This is a genomic window from Paenibacillus sp. CMAA1364, assembly GCF_054373195.1.
Window position 1 is genome coordinate 45,751 of the sequence record NZ_JBITNB010000020.1, and the last position, 15,339, is coordinate 61,089.

Consider the following 15,339-nt stretch of genomic DNA (forward strand, 5'->3'; position numbering starts at 1 on the left):
GCTACTCCTTCTCTTAAGATAGGTGAACAACACTATGATTCCACGATATTTGGTAGATTTCAATCTAGAAAGTTTACCTAAGGTAAGTACGGATGTTATTGTCATCGGATCTGGTATTTCCGGGTTATTCACAGCGATTAAGTTAGCTGAGAATCAACAAGTAATCATAATTACCAAGGGTCCTCTAGAGGAAAGCAACACACGTTATGCACAAGGTGGAATTGCAGCGGTTATTTCAGAGGATGATTCACCAGCTTCCCATCGGCAGGACACGCTGCTTGCGGGGGCTGGTCTTTGTTCATCTTCAGCAGTCGATATCCTTGTGAACCAAGGCTCAATTGGCGTTAGAGAGCTTATGAAGCTTGGTACGACCTTTGATGAGGATGATGGCGAATTAGCACTTACACAAGAAGGTGCTCATAGTCATAGACGTATTCTACATGCGAATGGAGATGCAACAGGTTCCGAGATTGTCAGAGCCTTATCTGAGCAAGTGAAAAAAAGTCCAAACATTCAGGTGTGGGATTATCATTTCGCGCTAGATATCATCACCGATGAAGAGGTATGTGTAGGTGTATTAGTACAGACACCAGAAGGCAAGCGTGTCTTTGTACAAGCAGATGCAACCATTCTATGTTCCGGTGGATCGGGTCAATTATACCGATACACGACTAATCCCGAAGTAGCCACTTCCGACGGTATTGCTATGGCGTACCGTGCAGGAGCTAAGATTAGGGATATGGAGTTTCTTCAATTTCATCCTACTGCCTTATGTTATCCTGAGGCTCCACGGTTTCTTATATCGGAAGCTGTACGTGGCGAAGGTGCGATTCTACGAAATATTAAAGGCGAGCCGTTTATGTTCAAATATCATGAGATGCTTGAACTCGCTCCACGCGATATTGTAGCAAGGGCAATTGTTAGCGAAATGGAAGAGACACAATCAACGTTTGTATATTTGGATATGACCCATGAGGCACCAGAATTCATTAAACGTCGATTTCCTAACATTATGGAGACGTGTATGAAATATGGATTGGATATGACAACAGATTGGATACCTGTAGCTCCTGCTGCTCATTATATAATGGGCGGAGTTCAGACTGACCTATGTGGAGAGAGTAACATATCTAGACTGTTTGCATGCGGGGAATCCTCTTCTACAGGGGTACATGGTGCCAATCGTCTAGCAAGTAATTCATTAACAGAAGCACTGGTGTTTGGTCATCAGATTGTAAGTAGAGTAAAGGAGTTGCCTGCACTGAATTGGTCTAGCGTTCCGCTCGTGGTAGAATATAATCGAGTGGACACGAATACAGAACCAATGAAAGAACGGCGGTTGAAACTCCAAAAGGCCATGGTGCGAAATGCAGGACTACGTCGCACGGAGGAGTTGCTGGTGAAGGGGCTAGAAGAGCTGCATCGTCATTTACCCGTTCTCCAATCGAAATTATTCAAAAGGGAAGAATTTGAGTTTGCAAATATGCTTACATGTTCACTACTAATTACCCAGGCTGCTCTAGCACGTAAAGAAAGCCGAGGCGCACATTATCGGTCTGATTATCCAGATCGTGATGATCAGAATTGGCAGAAGCATCTAATACAAAGACATAAGCATGAGATTGTGGAGGAGCATAGTGATGATGTTTAATGGATACAATGAAAGCCTAGTGGATTCGATTCGTCAATGGTTAAGAGAAGATGTAGGTTCAGGCGACATTACCTCACTTTCAACAATACCTCAAGGACATCTGTCTAAAGGGATTATTCATGCCAAAGAAGATGGTATTATAGCAGGTATTCCGTTGGTAGAACTCGTATTTCAGATTGTAGACCCATCGCTTTCATTCGTAGCCCATGTGAATGAAGGGGAATGGATTAGCAAAGGAACCATACTTGCAGAGGTAGAAGGAAGTACACATAGCATTCTTACAGGTGAGCGAATTGCTCTAAACCTATTGCAACGACTGTCCGGTATAGCTACGAAGACACAAGCCTTCGTGAAGGCTCTTCAAGGGTTACCAACTCGTCTTGTAGATACACGTAAGACAACGCCAGGTCACCGCATGCTAGAGAAGTATGCCGTACGGGTTGGAGGTGGTGCGAACCATCGATTTGGGCTATATGATGCTGTGATGATTAAGGATAACCATATAAAAGGTGCAGGTAGTATAGCGCAAGCAGTGAGCCGTGCAAGAGCACATATTCCACACACCATGACCATAGAAGTGGAAACAGAGAATTTTGAACAAGTGAACGAGGCGATTGAAGCTGGGGCTGATATTATTATGTTGGACAATATGAGTACCACGCTTATGAAAAAGGCTGTAAAAGCCATTCGTTCCACAGCACCACACATCAAGATTGAGGCTTCTGGGAATGTATCACTAGAGACTATTCATGGAATGGCTTCTTGTGGCATAGATATTATCTCGGTAGGCCAACTAACATATTCCTTCAACAGTTTAGATATTAGTCTTGATCTCAATGCCAAGAAGGAGGGTCAAGGGTCATGATTCTTGTTGTTGACATAGGCAATACGAACATCGTATTAGGCATCTACAAGAATATGGAGTTAGCACACCATTTCCGTCTGAGTACATTACGTCAATCTACAGTGGATGAGTTAGGTGTGATGATTTTTAATCTATTCAGAATGTCTACTATTTCAATTGATGAAATAGAAGGTGTAATTGTATCCTCTGTTGTACCGCCATTGGTTCATGTGTTTGAGGATATGTGTCAGAAGTATATGAATATCGTACCATTAGTCGTTGGTCCAGGAATTAAGACGGGCTTGAACTTACGTTATGAGAACCCTAGAGAAGTGGGTGCTGACCGCATCGTCAATGCCGTAGCTGCTGTTAATAAATATAAGGGGCCATTGGTTGTAGTTGATTTCGGTACGGCCACCACATTTGATTGTATAGATCAGGAGAGTAATTACCTTGGAGGTGCCATCGTCCCTGGGATAGGTATCTCAACCGAAGCGCTGTATCAAAGGGCATCGAAATTGCCACGGATAGAGCTTGAGAAACCTAAAAAGGTGATCGGCCGTAATACGATACATGCCATGCAATCAGGTATTATATTTGGCTATGCTGGTCAAGTGGATGGCATTATAGCAAGAATAAAGATCGAGATGAACGCGCCAAATCTAAAGGTTATTGCTACAGGAGGCATGGCGGAATTGATCGCCAGTGAGACGACATCAATACATGAGGTAGAAGAAATGCTTACCCTTGAAGGATTGCGTATTATTTACTATAAGAACCAATGAGACTTATTAGATGCTTAAAAAGAATAGGGTTATGATAACGACTAACTAGGGGGTTATGACAACATGGATAACAGAAAGGATCGCTTGATCCGAGGAACAGCTATGAATGGTCGTGTTCGCGTATTCATGGTGCAAACGACCAACCTTGTAGATGAACTTCGATCAAGACATGATACATGGCCAACAGCTACAGCTGCTATGGGTAGAACATTAACAGCTGGAGCGATGATGGGTGCTATGCTCAAAGGCAAGGAAAAATTAAATATTCAGGTCAAAGGCGATGGACCGATCGGTCATATTGTCGTTGAAGCTAATGCAATAGGTGATATTAGAGGTTATGTAACACATCCACATGTTCATCTACCCAGTAATAGCTTGGGTAAGCTTGATGTCGCAGGCGCAGTTGGAACTACTGGGTTTATTCACGTAATCAAGGATCAGGGACTGAAGGAATGTTATACAGGTAGTACCCCGATCATTTCAGGTGAGATTGCAGAAGATATGACTTATTATTTCGCTGCATCAGAACAGACGCCCTCTGCTGTGGGGTTAGGGGTATTGGTAGGTACAAATAATGAGGTCATGGAAGCTGGAGGTTTCATTATCCAACTTATGCCTGGTCTTCATGATGACGAGATTACAGTGGTTGAAAAAGCCGTAAGCACATTTCCCCCAATTACCTCACTAATGGACCAAGGGTTGGATTTGGAGGAAATGCTTCATCGATTGCTACCAGATGCAGAGATTCTAGAAGAAATGGATATACGTTTCCAATGTCAATGTTCGAAGGATCGCGTGGAAAAGACACTTATTAGTCTAGGACAAAGCGAGATTGAACAGATCATTGCAGAAGATGGGCAGGCTGAAGTCGTATGTCATTTCTGTAATGAAGCATTTTCTTTTAATAAAGTAGAGCTTCAACAAATTATGCAACAACTCGCTCTTTAGAGATGATGAGAATGAATACAAGAGAAAGATGGCTACTAGGCGTCATTGTGATGTTAGGAATTAGTGTCCTCATCATGGGATCGTTGATTGTGATTCGCGGACTTCATAAAACAGATACATCACAGCGACGAACAAATGATGCCGTAGCCCTTTTTAAGCAAGAGTCGATTTCTGAGCAAGAATGGCTAGTAGAACTAAAACGTAAGCATGGTTATGATGTATTGGTTCATATGTTGAACCGTAAAGCGGTGTATGAAGAAGCGAAGGCATTAGATATTGATATCTCATCAGATGAAGTCTTGAGGAAGTTGAAGAAAGATATCATGGGTTATGATTCTGAAGAATCCTATTATCATGAGATGGAGACACAACTAAGTCTTTCACCTGAAGATGTTATGATGGAGATGAGATATAGGTTAACGTTAGAGCGTATCGCCATATCAGATATTGTGATTACGGATGAAGAGATAGAGCAGTATTATGAGGAGAATAAAGACCAGTTCGAAGCGCGTAAACAGTTTCAACTAGCTGTTATTAAAGTAACAAGCCAGAAGGATGCTGATGAAATATTGAATGAGCTCGATCAAGGAGCAGACTTCAATGAGATGGCAAGCCAATTCTCAATAGATGCTAGCAGTCGTGACATAGGCGGGAGAATAGGGGCAGTGGAATCGAACGATCCATTTTTGCCGCAAGAGATGCTCAGTGCAGCTGGTACAATGAACATGAATGACATTGCAGGTCCATTTCAATGGGATGATGATTATGTCATTATTCAGCTAATCGATACGATTGTGGAAGAGCAAGAGGAGATAGAATTCATCCGCCAATCCATTGCCAAACAGCTTGCTTTAAATAAAGCCATGCCCCTTACCCAGTTAGAAGATATCTTAAGGGAGAAATACCAAGCTAGGATGTTGGTGTATATTCCTTCAACCTAAACATGTTTAATACAACAGTTAATAACTGTGTTCTTTTGTGGAATACTTTGCTTTACAGTTTATGATAACTGTTAGTAAAGTATTTTTTATATAGTGTGTTGACAAGGGACTAAATAGTTTGATAATATGATGTTACTAAATACCTACTGAATTACTCGGATTAACAAAAAAGACATAAAACATAAAAATCTAATGACTTGAATGGTACAGAAACATCTAAAAATATCCTCGGGAGGGCTTATCCATGGCAAAAGTCGTAAATAATGTAACAGAGTTAATTGGAGGAACACCGCTAGTTCGCTTAAATCGTTTAGTATCTGAAGACAGTGCTGAGATCTACCTCAAATTAGAGTATCAGAATCCAGGTTCCAGTGTGAAGGATCGTATTGCAATCAGTATTGTAGAAGAAGCAGAGCGAGATGGTAGTCTTAAGCCAGGTGGCACTATTGTTGAAGCTACAAGTGGTAACACAGGAATTGGGTTGGCTATGGTAGCCGCAGCTAAAGGATATAAGTCAGTTATTGTAATGCCTGAGACTATGAGCTTAGAGCGCCGCAATCTATTGCGCGCTTATGGTGCAGAGCTTATCCTAACGCCAGGATCCGAAGGTATGAATGGTGCTGTTAGTAAAGCTGAGGATATCGTGAAGGAGAACCCTAGCTATTTCATGGCAGAGCAATTTAAGAACTTAGCGAACGTGAAGATTCACCGTGAGACTACAGGACCAGAGATTGTGGAAGCGATTGAGTCTATCGGGGGCACTTTGGATGCCTTTGTTGCAGGAATCGGAACAGGCGGTACAATTACGGGCGCTGGAGAAGTTCTGAAGCAACAATACCCGGATATTAAGATCTATGCTGTAGAGCCAGCTGCTTCACCAATCTTAGCAGGCGGTAAGCCAGGACCACACAAAATTCAAGGATTAGGTGCTAACTTTATCCCGGAAATCCTTAATCAAGATATATATGATGAGATCATTCATATCGAGAATGAAGAAGCCTTTGAATATGCACGTCGCGTAGCTACAGAAGAGGGTATTCTATCCGGGATTTCTTCAGGCGCTGCTGTAGCTGCTGCACTTAAAGTTGCGAAACAATTAGGAAAAGGAAAACGTATCGTTGTTATTATTCCTAGTAATGGTGAACGCTACCTAAGTACACCGCTTTACAATTTCGAGGGCTAATCTAATCCCTTAGAGTGTACGAATCAGCTAAACCCCTATTGCGCTATATTGCCAATAGGGGTTTTCTATTGATAATATCAATAGATTAGATACAATAATGATAAAAAGCATGATGTAACGCTATAAAAAGGACTAAGCATATGCTTCCGAAGCAAGCTTTTTAAGAAGTGTCATATGTAGGTTGAACTAAATTCAAAAAAGCTAAGCATATGCTTTCGATGCAAGTCCTTTTTACGAAGTAAAGCATGATGTAACGCTATAAAAAGAACTTTTAGGAGATGATAAGGTGGCTTCAAATGTAATAACTCCATTGGTGCAATGGGAGCAGTGGTCGACGGAAGGGTGGAGTATGCTACCTTATCTTGTTCAGATGAAGTGTCAAGCTCTGCCATTGACATGGACAAGTGCCTGGGAATCGGCATCGCCTTATGCTGTTGTGCTAGAGAGTGGCAAGGGTGGACGGTATACCTATTTGGGTATTAGACCTGAGTCAGTTATCACGGGTAAGGATACGGACGCAAATATCTTACATCTTTGTTCCGGTGAGAATGACAAAGTGTCCGGAGATCCGCTTCAACTTATCAAGCAATGGATGGCACCATATCATTCCCCCCGGATGGACCATGAGCAATGTCCACCTTTTGTAGGAGGTTGTGTCGGCTTTATTGGATACGATGTTGCTCGTACTCTGGAGAGGCTCCCAACAGTGGCAGAAGATAACCCATCCATTCCCGATTATATATGGATGAGAATGGATGAAGTATGGATTTATGATCATCACGAGCAAATAGTTACGTGCGCGGTACATTTGCCAATAAGTAAGGAAAACGCAGGTAGCGACTACGCCTCGCTGGCTGCATTGTATAAGAAAGCTGAGCTTAGAGCGGCGGCGATGATGAATAGTTGGCATTCCTTTATTGCGTGCAACACCGAACAAGATAGCCATGGAGCGGTAGAACGCAATCAGCGATTGGAACAATTGAAGGTATTTGAGGAAATGGAACAGAGTCAATCGTTAGATAAGTCTGCTCAGCAGCTGTGGCCAGGCATGTTATCGGGATTCTCCCAAGAGTCCTTTGAAAAGGCTGTCCTACGCATTCAAGAATATATTAGGCAAGGTGATGTCTTCCAAGTGAATCTGTCCCTTCGCCAGGAGGTTGAATTACACTCTTCACCTGAGCAAATATATGAATGGCTTCGTTTGTTAAATCCATCTCCCTATATGGGAATGCTTAGATCACCTGACTTCTCGTTAGTTAGCGGATCTCCTGAATTGCTCGTGAAATTGGAGAAGGACAAGGTAAGTGCTCGACCCATTGCTGGAACAAGACGAAGGGGCAATACGGTTATTGAGGATGAAGCGATGGCTTCCGAGCTTATGATGAATGAGAAGGAACGTGCCGAGCATATCATGTTAGTCGATCTGGAACGTAATGACATCGGACGTATAGCTGCATATGGTTCTGTGCATGTCCCCGAGTTCATGACGATCGAATATTACTCTCATGTGATGCATCTTGTATCCCAGGTAGAGGGAAAGGTAGCGTCAGGTAAGGGTGTATATGAAGTGATTGCGGCTCTATTTCCTGGGGGAACGATCACAGGTGCGCCCAAAATCCGAACGATGGAGATCATTGAGGAACTTGAGCCTGTGCGTCGTGGTCCGTATACAGGGTCTATGGGATGGATTGACTATAATGGTAATATGGAATTAAATATTATTATACGTACATTGGCCATACAAGATGGTAAGGGATATATTCAAGCTGGAGCGGGTATCGTGGTAGACTCCGATCCATATCGGGAATATCGGGAATGCCATAACAAGGCAAAGGCGATGATCAAGGCCGTATTATGTAGTGAAGAGGAAACAGCTGTAAAGCATGTATAAGGGGGATATGAAATGATATTAGTGCTGGATAACTACGACTCCTTTACTTATAACTTGGTTCAGTATTTAGGTGAATTGGGTCAAGAGGTAAAGGTCTATCGCAATGATGAGATTGATATTGCAGGCATTAGAGAGCTGGCACCAGATTATATCCTATTATCTCCGGGGCCTTGTACACCGAACGAGGCAGGGATTAGTCTGGAGACGATTGAACACTTTAAAGGAATCATTCCGATATTTGGTGTGTGCTTAGGGCATCAAGCGATAGGACAAGCCTTTGGCGGCAAGGTCATACGTGCAGAGCGTTTAATGCATGGCAAGACCTCACCCATACTTCATGGTGGAACATCCGTATTTGCAGGATTACCCTCACCTTTTACGGCAACTAGATATCATTCGTTAATCGTAGAGCGGGAGAGCTTACCAGATTGTTTAGAGATTACTGCTGAGACTGAAGAAGGAGAAATTATGGGGTTACGTCATAAAGAATACGCTATTGAAGGTGTTCAATTCCATCCGGAGTCAATCATTACAGATCATGGATTACAGATACTACGTAACTTCTTAGAGCAATCATCTGTACAGAAGGCATGAACTTCATTGGCATGAATTTCGATATTGTTCGAGATATAGATGCACGGGTATCTGTGATGGATCATGGACTGCTCTATGGTATGGGTCTTTTTGAGACATTTCGTACTTACCATGGCATCCCCTTTTTATTAGATCGACACTTAACAAGGATATCTGAGGGATGTAGGTACCTTGGGATTCAGTATGACAAAGATATAGATGCAACTGCTACTTGGATTGCGGATGTGATGAAGGCTAACGGATTACAAGAGGCTTATATTCGATACACGATCAGTGCGGGTGAAGATATGCTGGGGTTGCCAGCCAAGGAATACAGTAACCCTACACATATCCTTATGGTAAAAGAACTTCCAAAACCCGACCCGGATCTATATATTCATGGCAAAGGATTGCAAAGACTTTCTACGCCTCGCAATACACCTGAGGGACCCATACGTCTGAAGTCATTGCATTACATGAATAACATTATAGCGAAGCGGGAATTGATGAGTTATCCATCAGCAACCCAGTATCAAGCCGAAGGGCTGATGTTGAATGCCGAGGGAGTTATCGCTGAGGGGATCGTAAGCAATGTGTTTTTTGTGCGGGAAGAAACGATTTATACACCACATATAAATACCGGCATACTACCCGGAATTACAAGGGAACTCGTATTGCAATTAGCTCAGCACGAGGGTCTAGATTGCGAGGAAGGCTGGTATTCTTGGGCAGACTTAGCAAATGCGGATGAGATATGGATGACTAGTTCGATTCAAGAGCTAATTCCAGTAACGTCACTTCTATTAGAAAACGGTACTTGCATCACCATCCGGGACGGTAAGGTTGGTCCGATAACACGCAAGCTTTTACAACTTTATCGACAGAAGGCAGGAATTCATCTATGAGAACAACCATTTATGACCGTACGTATTCCTGTGGACCAACGCAATTAAGATTAGGTCAGTCGACATTAATCATGGGTATATTGAATGTTACACCCGATTCATTCTCGGATGGCGGACAATACATGAATACAGAACTGGCTGTTCAACATGCGCTTCAGATGATAGCGGACGGAGCAGATCTAATTGATATAGGCGGAGAGTCTACTAGACCTGGGTCAACGCAAGTGGGGATGAAGGAGGAATTGGCTCGTGTTATTCCTGTCATTAAAGCCATTCATCAAGCCGCCCCACATATTCCAATATCGGTGGATACGTATAAAGCTTGCGTTGCTCGACAAGCCATTCAAGCTGGAGCCCATATCATCAATGATATTTGGAGGGGAGTTGGGGATCCAGAGATGTTATCAACGGTGGCAGAACTTGCAGTTCCTATCATTCTGATGCATAACCGCCATGACCAGAAATACACCAACTTGATCGAGAATGTTATTCAAGATCTACAAGATAGTATCGATTTAGCTCTTCAAGCAGGTGTACATAAAGACAATATTATGGTTGACCCCGGTATAGGTTTTGCAAAAGATTATGATGACAATATACAAGTGATGATGGGGCTTGATACACTATCTAATCTTGGATATCCGGTGTTGCTTGCAACATCACGTAAGAAGTTCATTCGCACCGCACTAGATTTACCTGTGGATGATATTGTTGAAGGCACAGCAGCTACTGTCGCCTTTGGTATTGCACAAGGTTGTCAGATTGTTCGTGTACATGATGTAGCTGCTATAAAACGAACCGTTCAAATGTGCGACGCCATGTTGTATGGATCGGCAGGATCCAATATAGTACATAAATTGTAGGATAGGGGCGATGAAGTAGATGGATAAAATGGTTATGCATCGAATGGAGTACTACGGATATCACGGTGTATTTGAAGAAGAGAGAAAGCTTGGTCAACGTTACTATATTGATTTAGAGATGGAAATAGATCTGCGCGAAGCGGGGGAAACGGATGACTTAACGAAGACGGTTAATTATGCTGAAGTACATAAAAGTGTCAAAGACATCGTTGAGAACAGATCCTTCCAATTAATCGAAGCTTTAGGAGAAGTGATTGCATCATCGTTATTAGACACTTATACTAGTATCTGTGCATTGACGGTCAAAGTGACCAAACCGCATCCTCCGTTTGATATTCACTTTCAAGGTGTAACGGTGGAGCTGTTCAGAACAAGGAAGTGAGAGCCCATCATGAAATCACATTTCACCTCTGAGCGATCAGAGGCTTATATTGCTTTAGGCGCTAATTTGGGAGATCGAGAGGGTACGCTAATGGAAGCCATAGAGCGACTGCACGCACATTCTCGAATCAACGTCCTGCGATCGTCGCATCTATATGAGACGGAGCCTGTAGGTTATGTAGACCAACCTAGCTTCCTCAATATGGCAATCACGGTCGAGACGGATTTAGAACCACATTCACTTTTGCAGGTGATGCAAGGGATAGAACGTGAATTAGGACGTGTACGTCATATTCATTGGGGTCCTCGGACAGTTGATCTAGATCTACTGTGGATGGAAGGGTTAATTGAATCTACAACGGATCTTATTCTGCCACACCCTCGCATGGCAGAACGTGCATTTGTTCTTGTTCCATTAAATGATATTGTTTCGATGGAGGAATCCACTGGTTTATATACTGTCATTAAGTCAGCACTTGAGAGGCTAGATGGAAAGGAAGGGATACTGCTATGGAGAACTTACAATTGGCTTCCCGGATCCGTGCCTTCAGAAAGTTAAAAGGTTACACGCAGCAACAACTGGCATCTGAGATGGGTGTATCGCTTGTTATATTAGGAGAAATTGAACGTGGCAATCGGCACGTGGAAGTTCAAATTTTAAATAAAATTGCAGATTCCTTAGGAATTACGGTTGAGGATCTGACGAATAACGTAAAAATCTAGAAGTAACACAATAAAAACTCAGAGCCTATGCTTTCGAGGTGAGTTTTTAAGAAGTAAATCTAGAAGTAACACAATAAAAACTCAGAGCATATGCTTTCGAAGTGAGTTTTTAAGAAGTAAATCTAGAAGTAACACAATAAAAACTCTTAGGGGATCTAACATGCTAAAAATTGGCGATATAGAAATGAAGAATCAAGTCGTGCTTGCTCCTATGGCGGGTGTATGTAATCCTGCCTTTCGATTAATTGCCAAAGAATTCGGCACAGGGTTAGTATGTGCTGAGATGGTCAGCGGCAAAGCAATCGTTCATGGTAATAAGCGGACACAGGAAATGCTCTTCGTTGATGATCGCGAGAAGCCGCTGAGCCTACAAATTTTTGGTGGGGACCGTAATTCACTGGTAGAAGCGGCTAAAGTCGTAGATCGTGAGACGAACGCTGATATCATTGATATTAATATGGGATGTCCAGCACCCAAAGTGACCAAAGTCGATGCAGGAGCACGCTGGCTTCTAGATCCCAAAAAGATATATGAAATGGTAGCTGCAGTAGTTGATGCCGTAGATAAGCCTGTAACCGTGAAGATGCGTACGGGATGGGATAGTGAACATATATATGCTATAGAGAATGCTCAAGCCGTAGAACGTGCTGGCGGTAAAGCGGTCAGTATCCATGGTAGAACGAGAGAGCAGTTGTACACAGGTCATGCGAACTGGGACATTATTAGAGATGTGAAGCAAGCAGTATCTATCCCTGTGATCGGAAATGGAGATATCGTAACGCCTGAAGACGCACGTCGAATGTTGGAGTTAACTGGCTGTGATGGCGTTATGATTGGTCGAGGCGCACTAGGCAACCCATGGATGTTATATCGTACGATACAGTATTTACAGACTGGGGAACTGGTCGCAGACCCAACAGCAGAAGAGAAGATTAGAATTGCCATCCTGCACATGGACCGTTTAATCGCTATGAGAGGGGAAGGGATAGCTGTTAAGGAAATGCGTAAGCATTTATCTTGGTATTTGAAAGGCTTACGAGGGTCCGCTCGAATAAAGGATGGAATTATGGAAGAAACCAGACGAGATGAAATGGTGAGAATCCTGGAGGACTTTGTTGCAACACTAAACCAAGAAGATAATGACGACGATTTAGTAGCTGTGACAGCGTCAGTTAATTGAATATAACCTGTAAGCCGAGGAAACTTCATTGACTTTTTGAAATGGTTGCCATATACTTTTGCAGTATAAATTCTAATTAAGCTACAATTTTGGCAGCAGAGGATGTTCTGCGTCCTCAGATTATGCATATAGTAACACTTATAAGTATATGGACATTTTATACTATTTAATTGACAGGAGAATCGGTTTAATGAGCGATAAAGAGGTTATTCTTACACAGGAAGGTCTTAAAAGACTAGAGGATGAGCTAGAACAACTTAAGTCTGTGAAGCGTCGTGAGATTGCTGAACGGATAAAGATTGCTATTGGTTATGGTGACATCAGCGAGAACGCAGAGTATGAAGATGCTAAGAATGAACAAGCATTTATCGAGGGAAGAATCATTACACTTGAGAAAATGTTGCGCAATGCACGTATTATTAACAGTGATGATATTAATACGGATGTTGTTGGTGTCGGAGCTACAGTTATCGTTAAGGATCTAGAATTCGGGGATACCTTAGAGTATCTTATCGTAGGGACTGCAGAGTCAGATCCTCTGAATAACAGAATATCTAACGAAAGCCCAGTGGGTAAGGCTATTCTTGGTAAGCCCAAGGGTTCAGTGGTTGATGTGAACGTTCCAGCGGGTGTTGTCCAATACGAAATCATTGATATTAGGAAATAAGATTTAATAAAAAGAGGATTGTTTGAGAAGGCTTCCTGTCATGGGGAGCTTTTTTTTAAAGATATATGTCATGTCAGTTCGTGTAATGAAGATGAGGGAGATGAAATTGGATGTCGGAAGAAATAGTGAATCAAGAGAATGAACTTAGTGAGATGCTCCAGATTCGTCGCAATAAATTGGACGAGCTACGAGGGATGGGACTAGATCCATTTGGCAAAAAGTATACTAGAACACACCACGCTGGTGAGTTAGTCGCTAAATACGATTTATTCACGAATGAAGAATTAGAAGAAGAAGTGGTGCAAGTGAGTGTGGCGGGTCGTATCATGGCTAAGCGTGGTATGGGTAAAGCTATTTTTGCTCAAATTCAAGATCTAAGTGGTAAAATACAGATTTATGTGCGTCAAGACTCGGTACCTGAAACGAAGTTTGATGCTTTTCGTTTGTTTGACCTCGGTGATATTATAGGGGTAACGGGTAAAATGTTTAAAACAAAGACAGGTGAGACAACCATTAAGGTAGATGACTTAGAGATACTTACGAAATCTTTATATCCATTGCCTGATAAATATCATGGTCTAAAAGACGTAGAACTTCGTTATCGTCAACGCTATGTTGACTTAATGATGAATCCTGAAGTACAGCAGACGTTTGTCTCGCGTTCACGGATTATCCAATCAATGCGTCGCTATCTAGATTCCCTCGGATATTTAGAAGTAGAGACACCAACACTACATACTATCGCAGGTGGTGCGGCTGCTAAGCCATTTTTAACACATCACAACGCTTTAGATATGGACATGTATATGCGCATTGCGATAGAACTGCATCTAAAACGTCTTATCGTCGGTGGACTTGAGAAGGTATATGAGATCGGACGTGTTTATCGTAATGAAGGGGTGTCTACACGTCATAACCCGGAATTTACGATGATCGAGCTATATGAGGCTTACGCAGATTATCAAGATATTATGAATCTAACCGAGAACATGGTTGCACATATTGCGCAGGAGGTTCTAGGTAAGACTAAGATTGATTATCAAGGTCAAGAAATAGACTTAGCTCCAACTTGGCGTCGTGTCACGATGGTAGATGCAGTTAAGGAAGTAACGGGTGTAGACTTTGGCGTTCATATGACAGACGAGGAAGCGCGTAATCTGGCAAAAGAACATAAAGTGCCTGTAGAAGCACATAACAAGTTCGGGCATATCTTAAATGCTTTCTTTGAAGAGTTTGTTGAAGAGACCTTGATCCAACCAACCTTCATCATGGGTCATCCTGTGGAGATTTCACCTCTAGCGAAGCGAAATGCAGAAGATCCAAGGTTTACTGATCGTTTCGAGTTATTCATCGTTGCTAGGGAACATGCCAATGCATTTACAGAATTGAATGACCCTATTGATCAACGTCAACGATTCGAATCTCAATTATTAGAACGTGAACAAGGAAATGATGAAGCACACGATATGGACGATGACTTCATCCAGGCACTAGAGTATGGAATGCCACCTACAGGTGGGCTTGGAATCGGGATTGATCGTCTGGTAATGCTTCTAACGAATTCAGCTTCCATCCGTGATGTTCTATTATTTCCACATATGCGTCCTTTGAAGGACCGTTAATCACAGTAAGGATATGAAGTTGGGCATATGGAGACACCGATGTGGTCCTTCCTAGTGAAGGCAATATCGGTGTTTCTTCTATAATAAAAGGTGAAGAAAGTATCATTTTATAAAAAGAATAAAAAAGACTTGCAATCATAATCTGTACGTGATATATTCTTATTCCGGCCATTAAAACAATA

At 42.3% G+C, this 15,339-nt stretch carries 16 protein-coding genes; all 16 read left to right on the top strand.

What is annotated here, in order from left to right; all coding sequences use genetic code 11:
- Window positions 1-34 precede the first annotated feature (34 nt).
- Window positions 35-1,651 carry an L-aspartate oxidase gene (gene nadB / locus ACH8E3_RS12130; protein ID WP_458632900.1) on the top strand — a complete coding sequence of 539 codons (1,617 nt, stop codon included), beginning with the start codon at window positions 35-37 and terminating at the stop codon, window positions 1,649-1,651.
- On the top strand, window positions 1,641-2,516 hold the full coding sequence (gene nadC, locus ACH8E3_RS12135) for a carboxylating nicotinate-nucleotide diphosphorylase (RefSeq protein ID WP_458632901.1): 876 nt from the start codon (window positions 1,641-1,643) through the stop codon (window positions 2,514-2,516). The genes nadB and nadC overlap by 11 nt, the downstream gene beginning before the upstream one ends.
- The gene (locus ACH8E3_RS12140; RefSeq protein WP_458632902.1) at window positions 2,513-3,280 is read left to right on the top strand and encodes a type III pantothenate kinase; all 768 of its coding nucleotides are present in this window, start codon (window positions 2,513-2,515) and stop codon (window positions 3,278-3,280) included. The genes nadC and ACH8E3_RS12140 overlap by 4 nt, the downstream gene beginning before the upstream one ends.
- A 63-nt stretch (window positions 3,281-3,343) precedes the next feature.
- A complete protein-coding gene (gene hslO, locus ACH8E3_RS12145; protein WP_458632903.1) occupies window positions 3,344-4,228 on the top strand; it encodes an Hsp33 family molecular chaperone HslO in 885 nt (294 codons plus the stop codon).
- An 11-nt stretch (window positions 4,229-4,239) separates the two neighbouring features.
- Entirely contained in the window at window positions 4,240-5,169 is a 930-nt protein-coding gene (locus ACH8E3_RS12150) for a peptidyl-prolyl cis-trans isomerase (RefSeq protein WP_458632904.1), read from the top strand.
- 244 nt (window positions 5,170-5,413) lie between these two features.
- On the top strand, window positions 5,414-6,352 hold the full coding sequence (gene cysK, locus ACH8E3_RS12155) for a cysteine synthase A (RefSeq protein ID WP_458632905.1): 939 nt from the start codon (window positions 5,414-5,416) through the stop codon (window positions 6,350-6,352).
- A gap of 349 nt (window positions 6,353-6,701) precedes the next feature.
- Window positions 6,702-8,243 (top strand): anthranilate synthase component I family protein, encoded by a 1,542-nt coding sequence (locus ACH8E3_RS12160; protein ID WP_458632922.1) that lies wholly within the window; start codon window positions 6,702-6,704, stop codon window positions 8,241-8,243.
- Between the two features lie 12 nt (window positions 8,244-8,255).
- Window positions 8,256-8,837 carry an aminodeoxychorismate/anthranilate synthase component II gene (gene pabA / locus ACH8E3_RS12165; RefSeq protein ID WP_458632906.1) on the top strand — a complete coding sequence of 194 codons (582 nt, stop codon included), beginning with the start codon at window positions 8,256-8,258 and terminating at the stop codon, window positions 8,835-8,837.
- On the top strand, window positions 8,834-9,721 hold the full coding sequence (locus ACH8E3_RS12170) for an aminotransferase class IV (protein ID WP_458632907.1): 888 nt from the start codon (window positions 8,834-8,836) through the stop codon (window positions 9,719-9,721). The genes pabA and ACH8E3_RS12170 overlap by 4 nt, the downstream gene beginning before the upstream one ends.
- Window positions 9,718-10,584: a dihydropteroate synthase gene (gene folP, locus ACH8E3_RS12175; protein ID WP_458632908.1), complete on the top strand. Its 867-nt coding sequence runs from the start codon at window positions 9,718-9,720 to the stop codon at window positions 10,582-10,584. The genes ACH8E3_RS12170 and folP overlap by 4 nt, the downstream gene beginning before the upstream one ends.
- A gap of 19 nt (window positions 10,585-10,603) precedes the next feature.
- Window positions 10,604-10,966: a dihydroneopterin aldolase gene (folB, locus tag ACH8E3_RS12180; protein WP_458632909.1), complete on the top strand. Its 363-nt coding sequence runs from the start codon at window positions 10,604-10,606 to the stop codon at window positions 10,964-10,966.
- Window positions 10,967-10,975: 9 nt separating this feature from the next.
- Window positions 10,976-11,524, top strand: a complete 549-nt coding sequence (folK, locus tag ACH8E3_RS12185; RefSeq protein WP_458632910.1) for a 2-amino-4-hydroxy-6-hydroxymethyldihydropteridine diphosphokinase — start codon at window positions 10,976-10,978, stop codon at window positions 11,522-11,524.
- Window positions 11,476-11,688 carry a helix-turn-helix domain-containing protein gene (locus ACH8E3_RS12190; protein ID WP_458632911.1) on the top strand — a complete coding sequence of 71 codons (213 nt, stop codon included), beginning with the start codon at window positions 11,476-11,478 and terminating at the stop codon, window positions 11,686-11,688. Before folK ends, ACH8E3_RS12190 begins: the two co-directional genes overlap by 49 nt.
- Window positions 11,689-11,848: 160 nt before the next feature.
- On the top strand, window positions 11,849-12,868 hold the full coding sequence (gene dusB / locus ACH8E3_RS12195) for a tRNA dihydrouridine synthase DusB (RefSeq protein ID WP_458632912.1): 1,020 nt from the start codon (window positions 11,849-11,851) through the stop codon (window positions 12,866-12,868).
- A gap of 190 nt (window positions 12,869-13,058) precedes the next feature.
- Window positions 13,059-13,535 carry a transcription elongation factor GreA gene (gene greA / locus ACH8E3_RS12200; RefSeq protein WP_458632913.1) on the top strand — a complete coding sequence of 159 codons (477 nt, stop codon included), beginning with the start codon at window positions 13,059-13,061 and terminating at the stop codon, window positions 13,533-13,535.
- Window positions 13,536-13,645: 110 nt separating this feature from the next.
- A complete protein-coding gene (lysS, locus tag ACH8E3_RS12205; RefSeq protein WP_458632914.1) occupies window positions 13,646-15,157 on the top strand; it encodes a lysine--tRNA ligase in 1,512 nt (503 codons plus the stop codon).
- The last annotated feature ends 182 nt before the right edge of the window (window positions 15,158-15,339 follow it).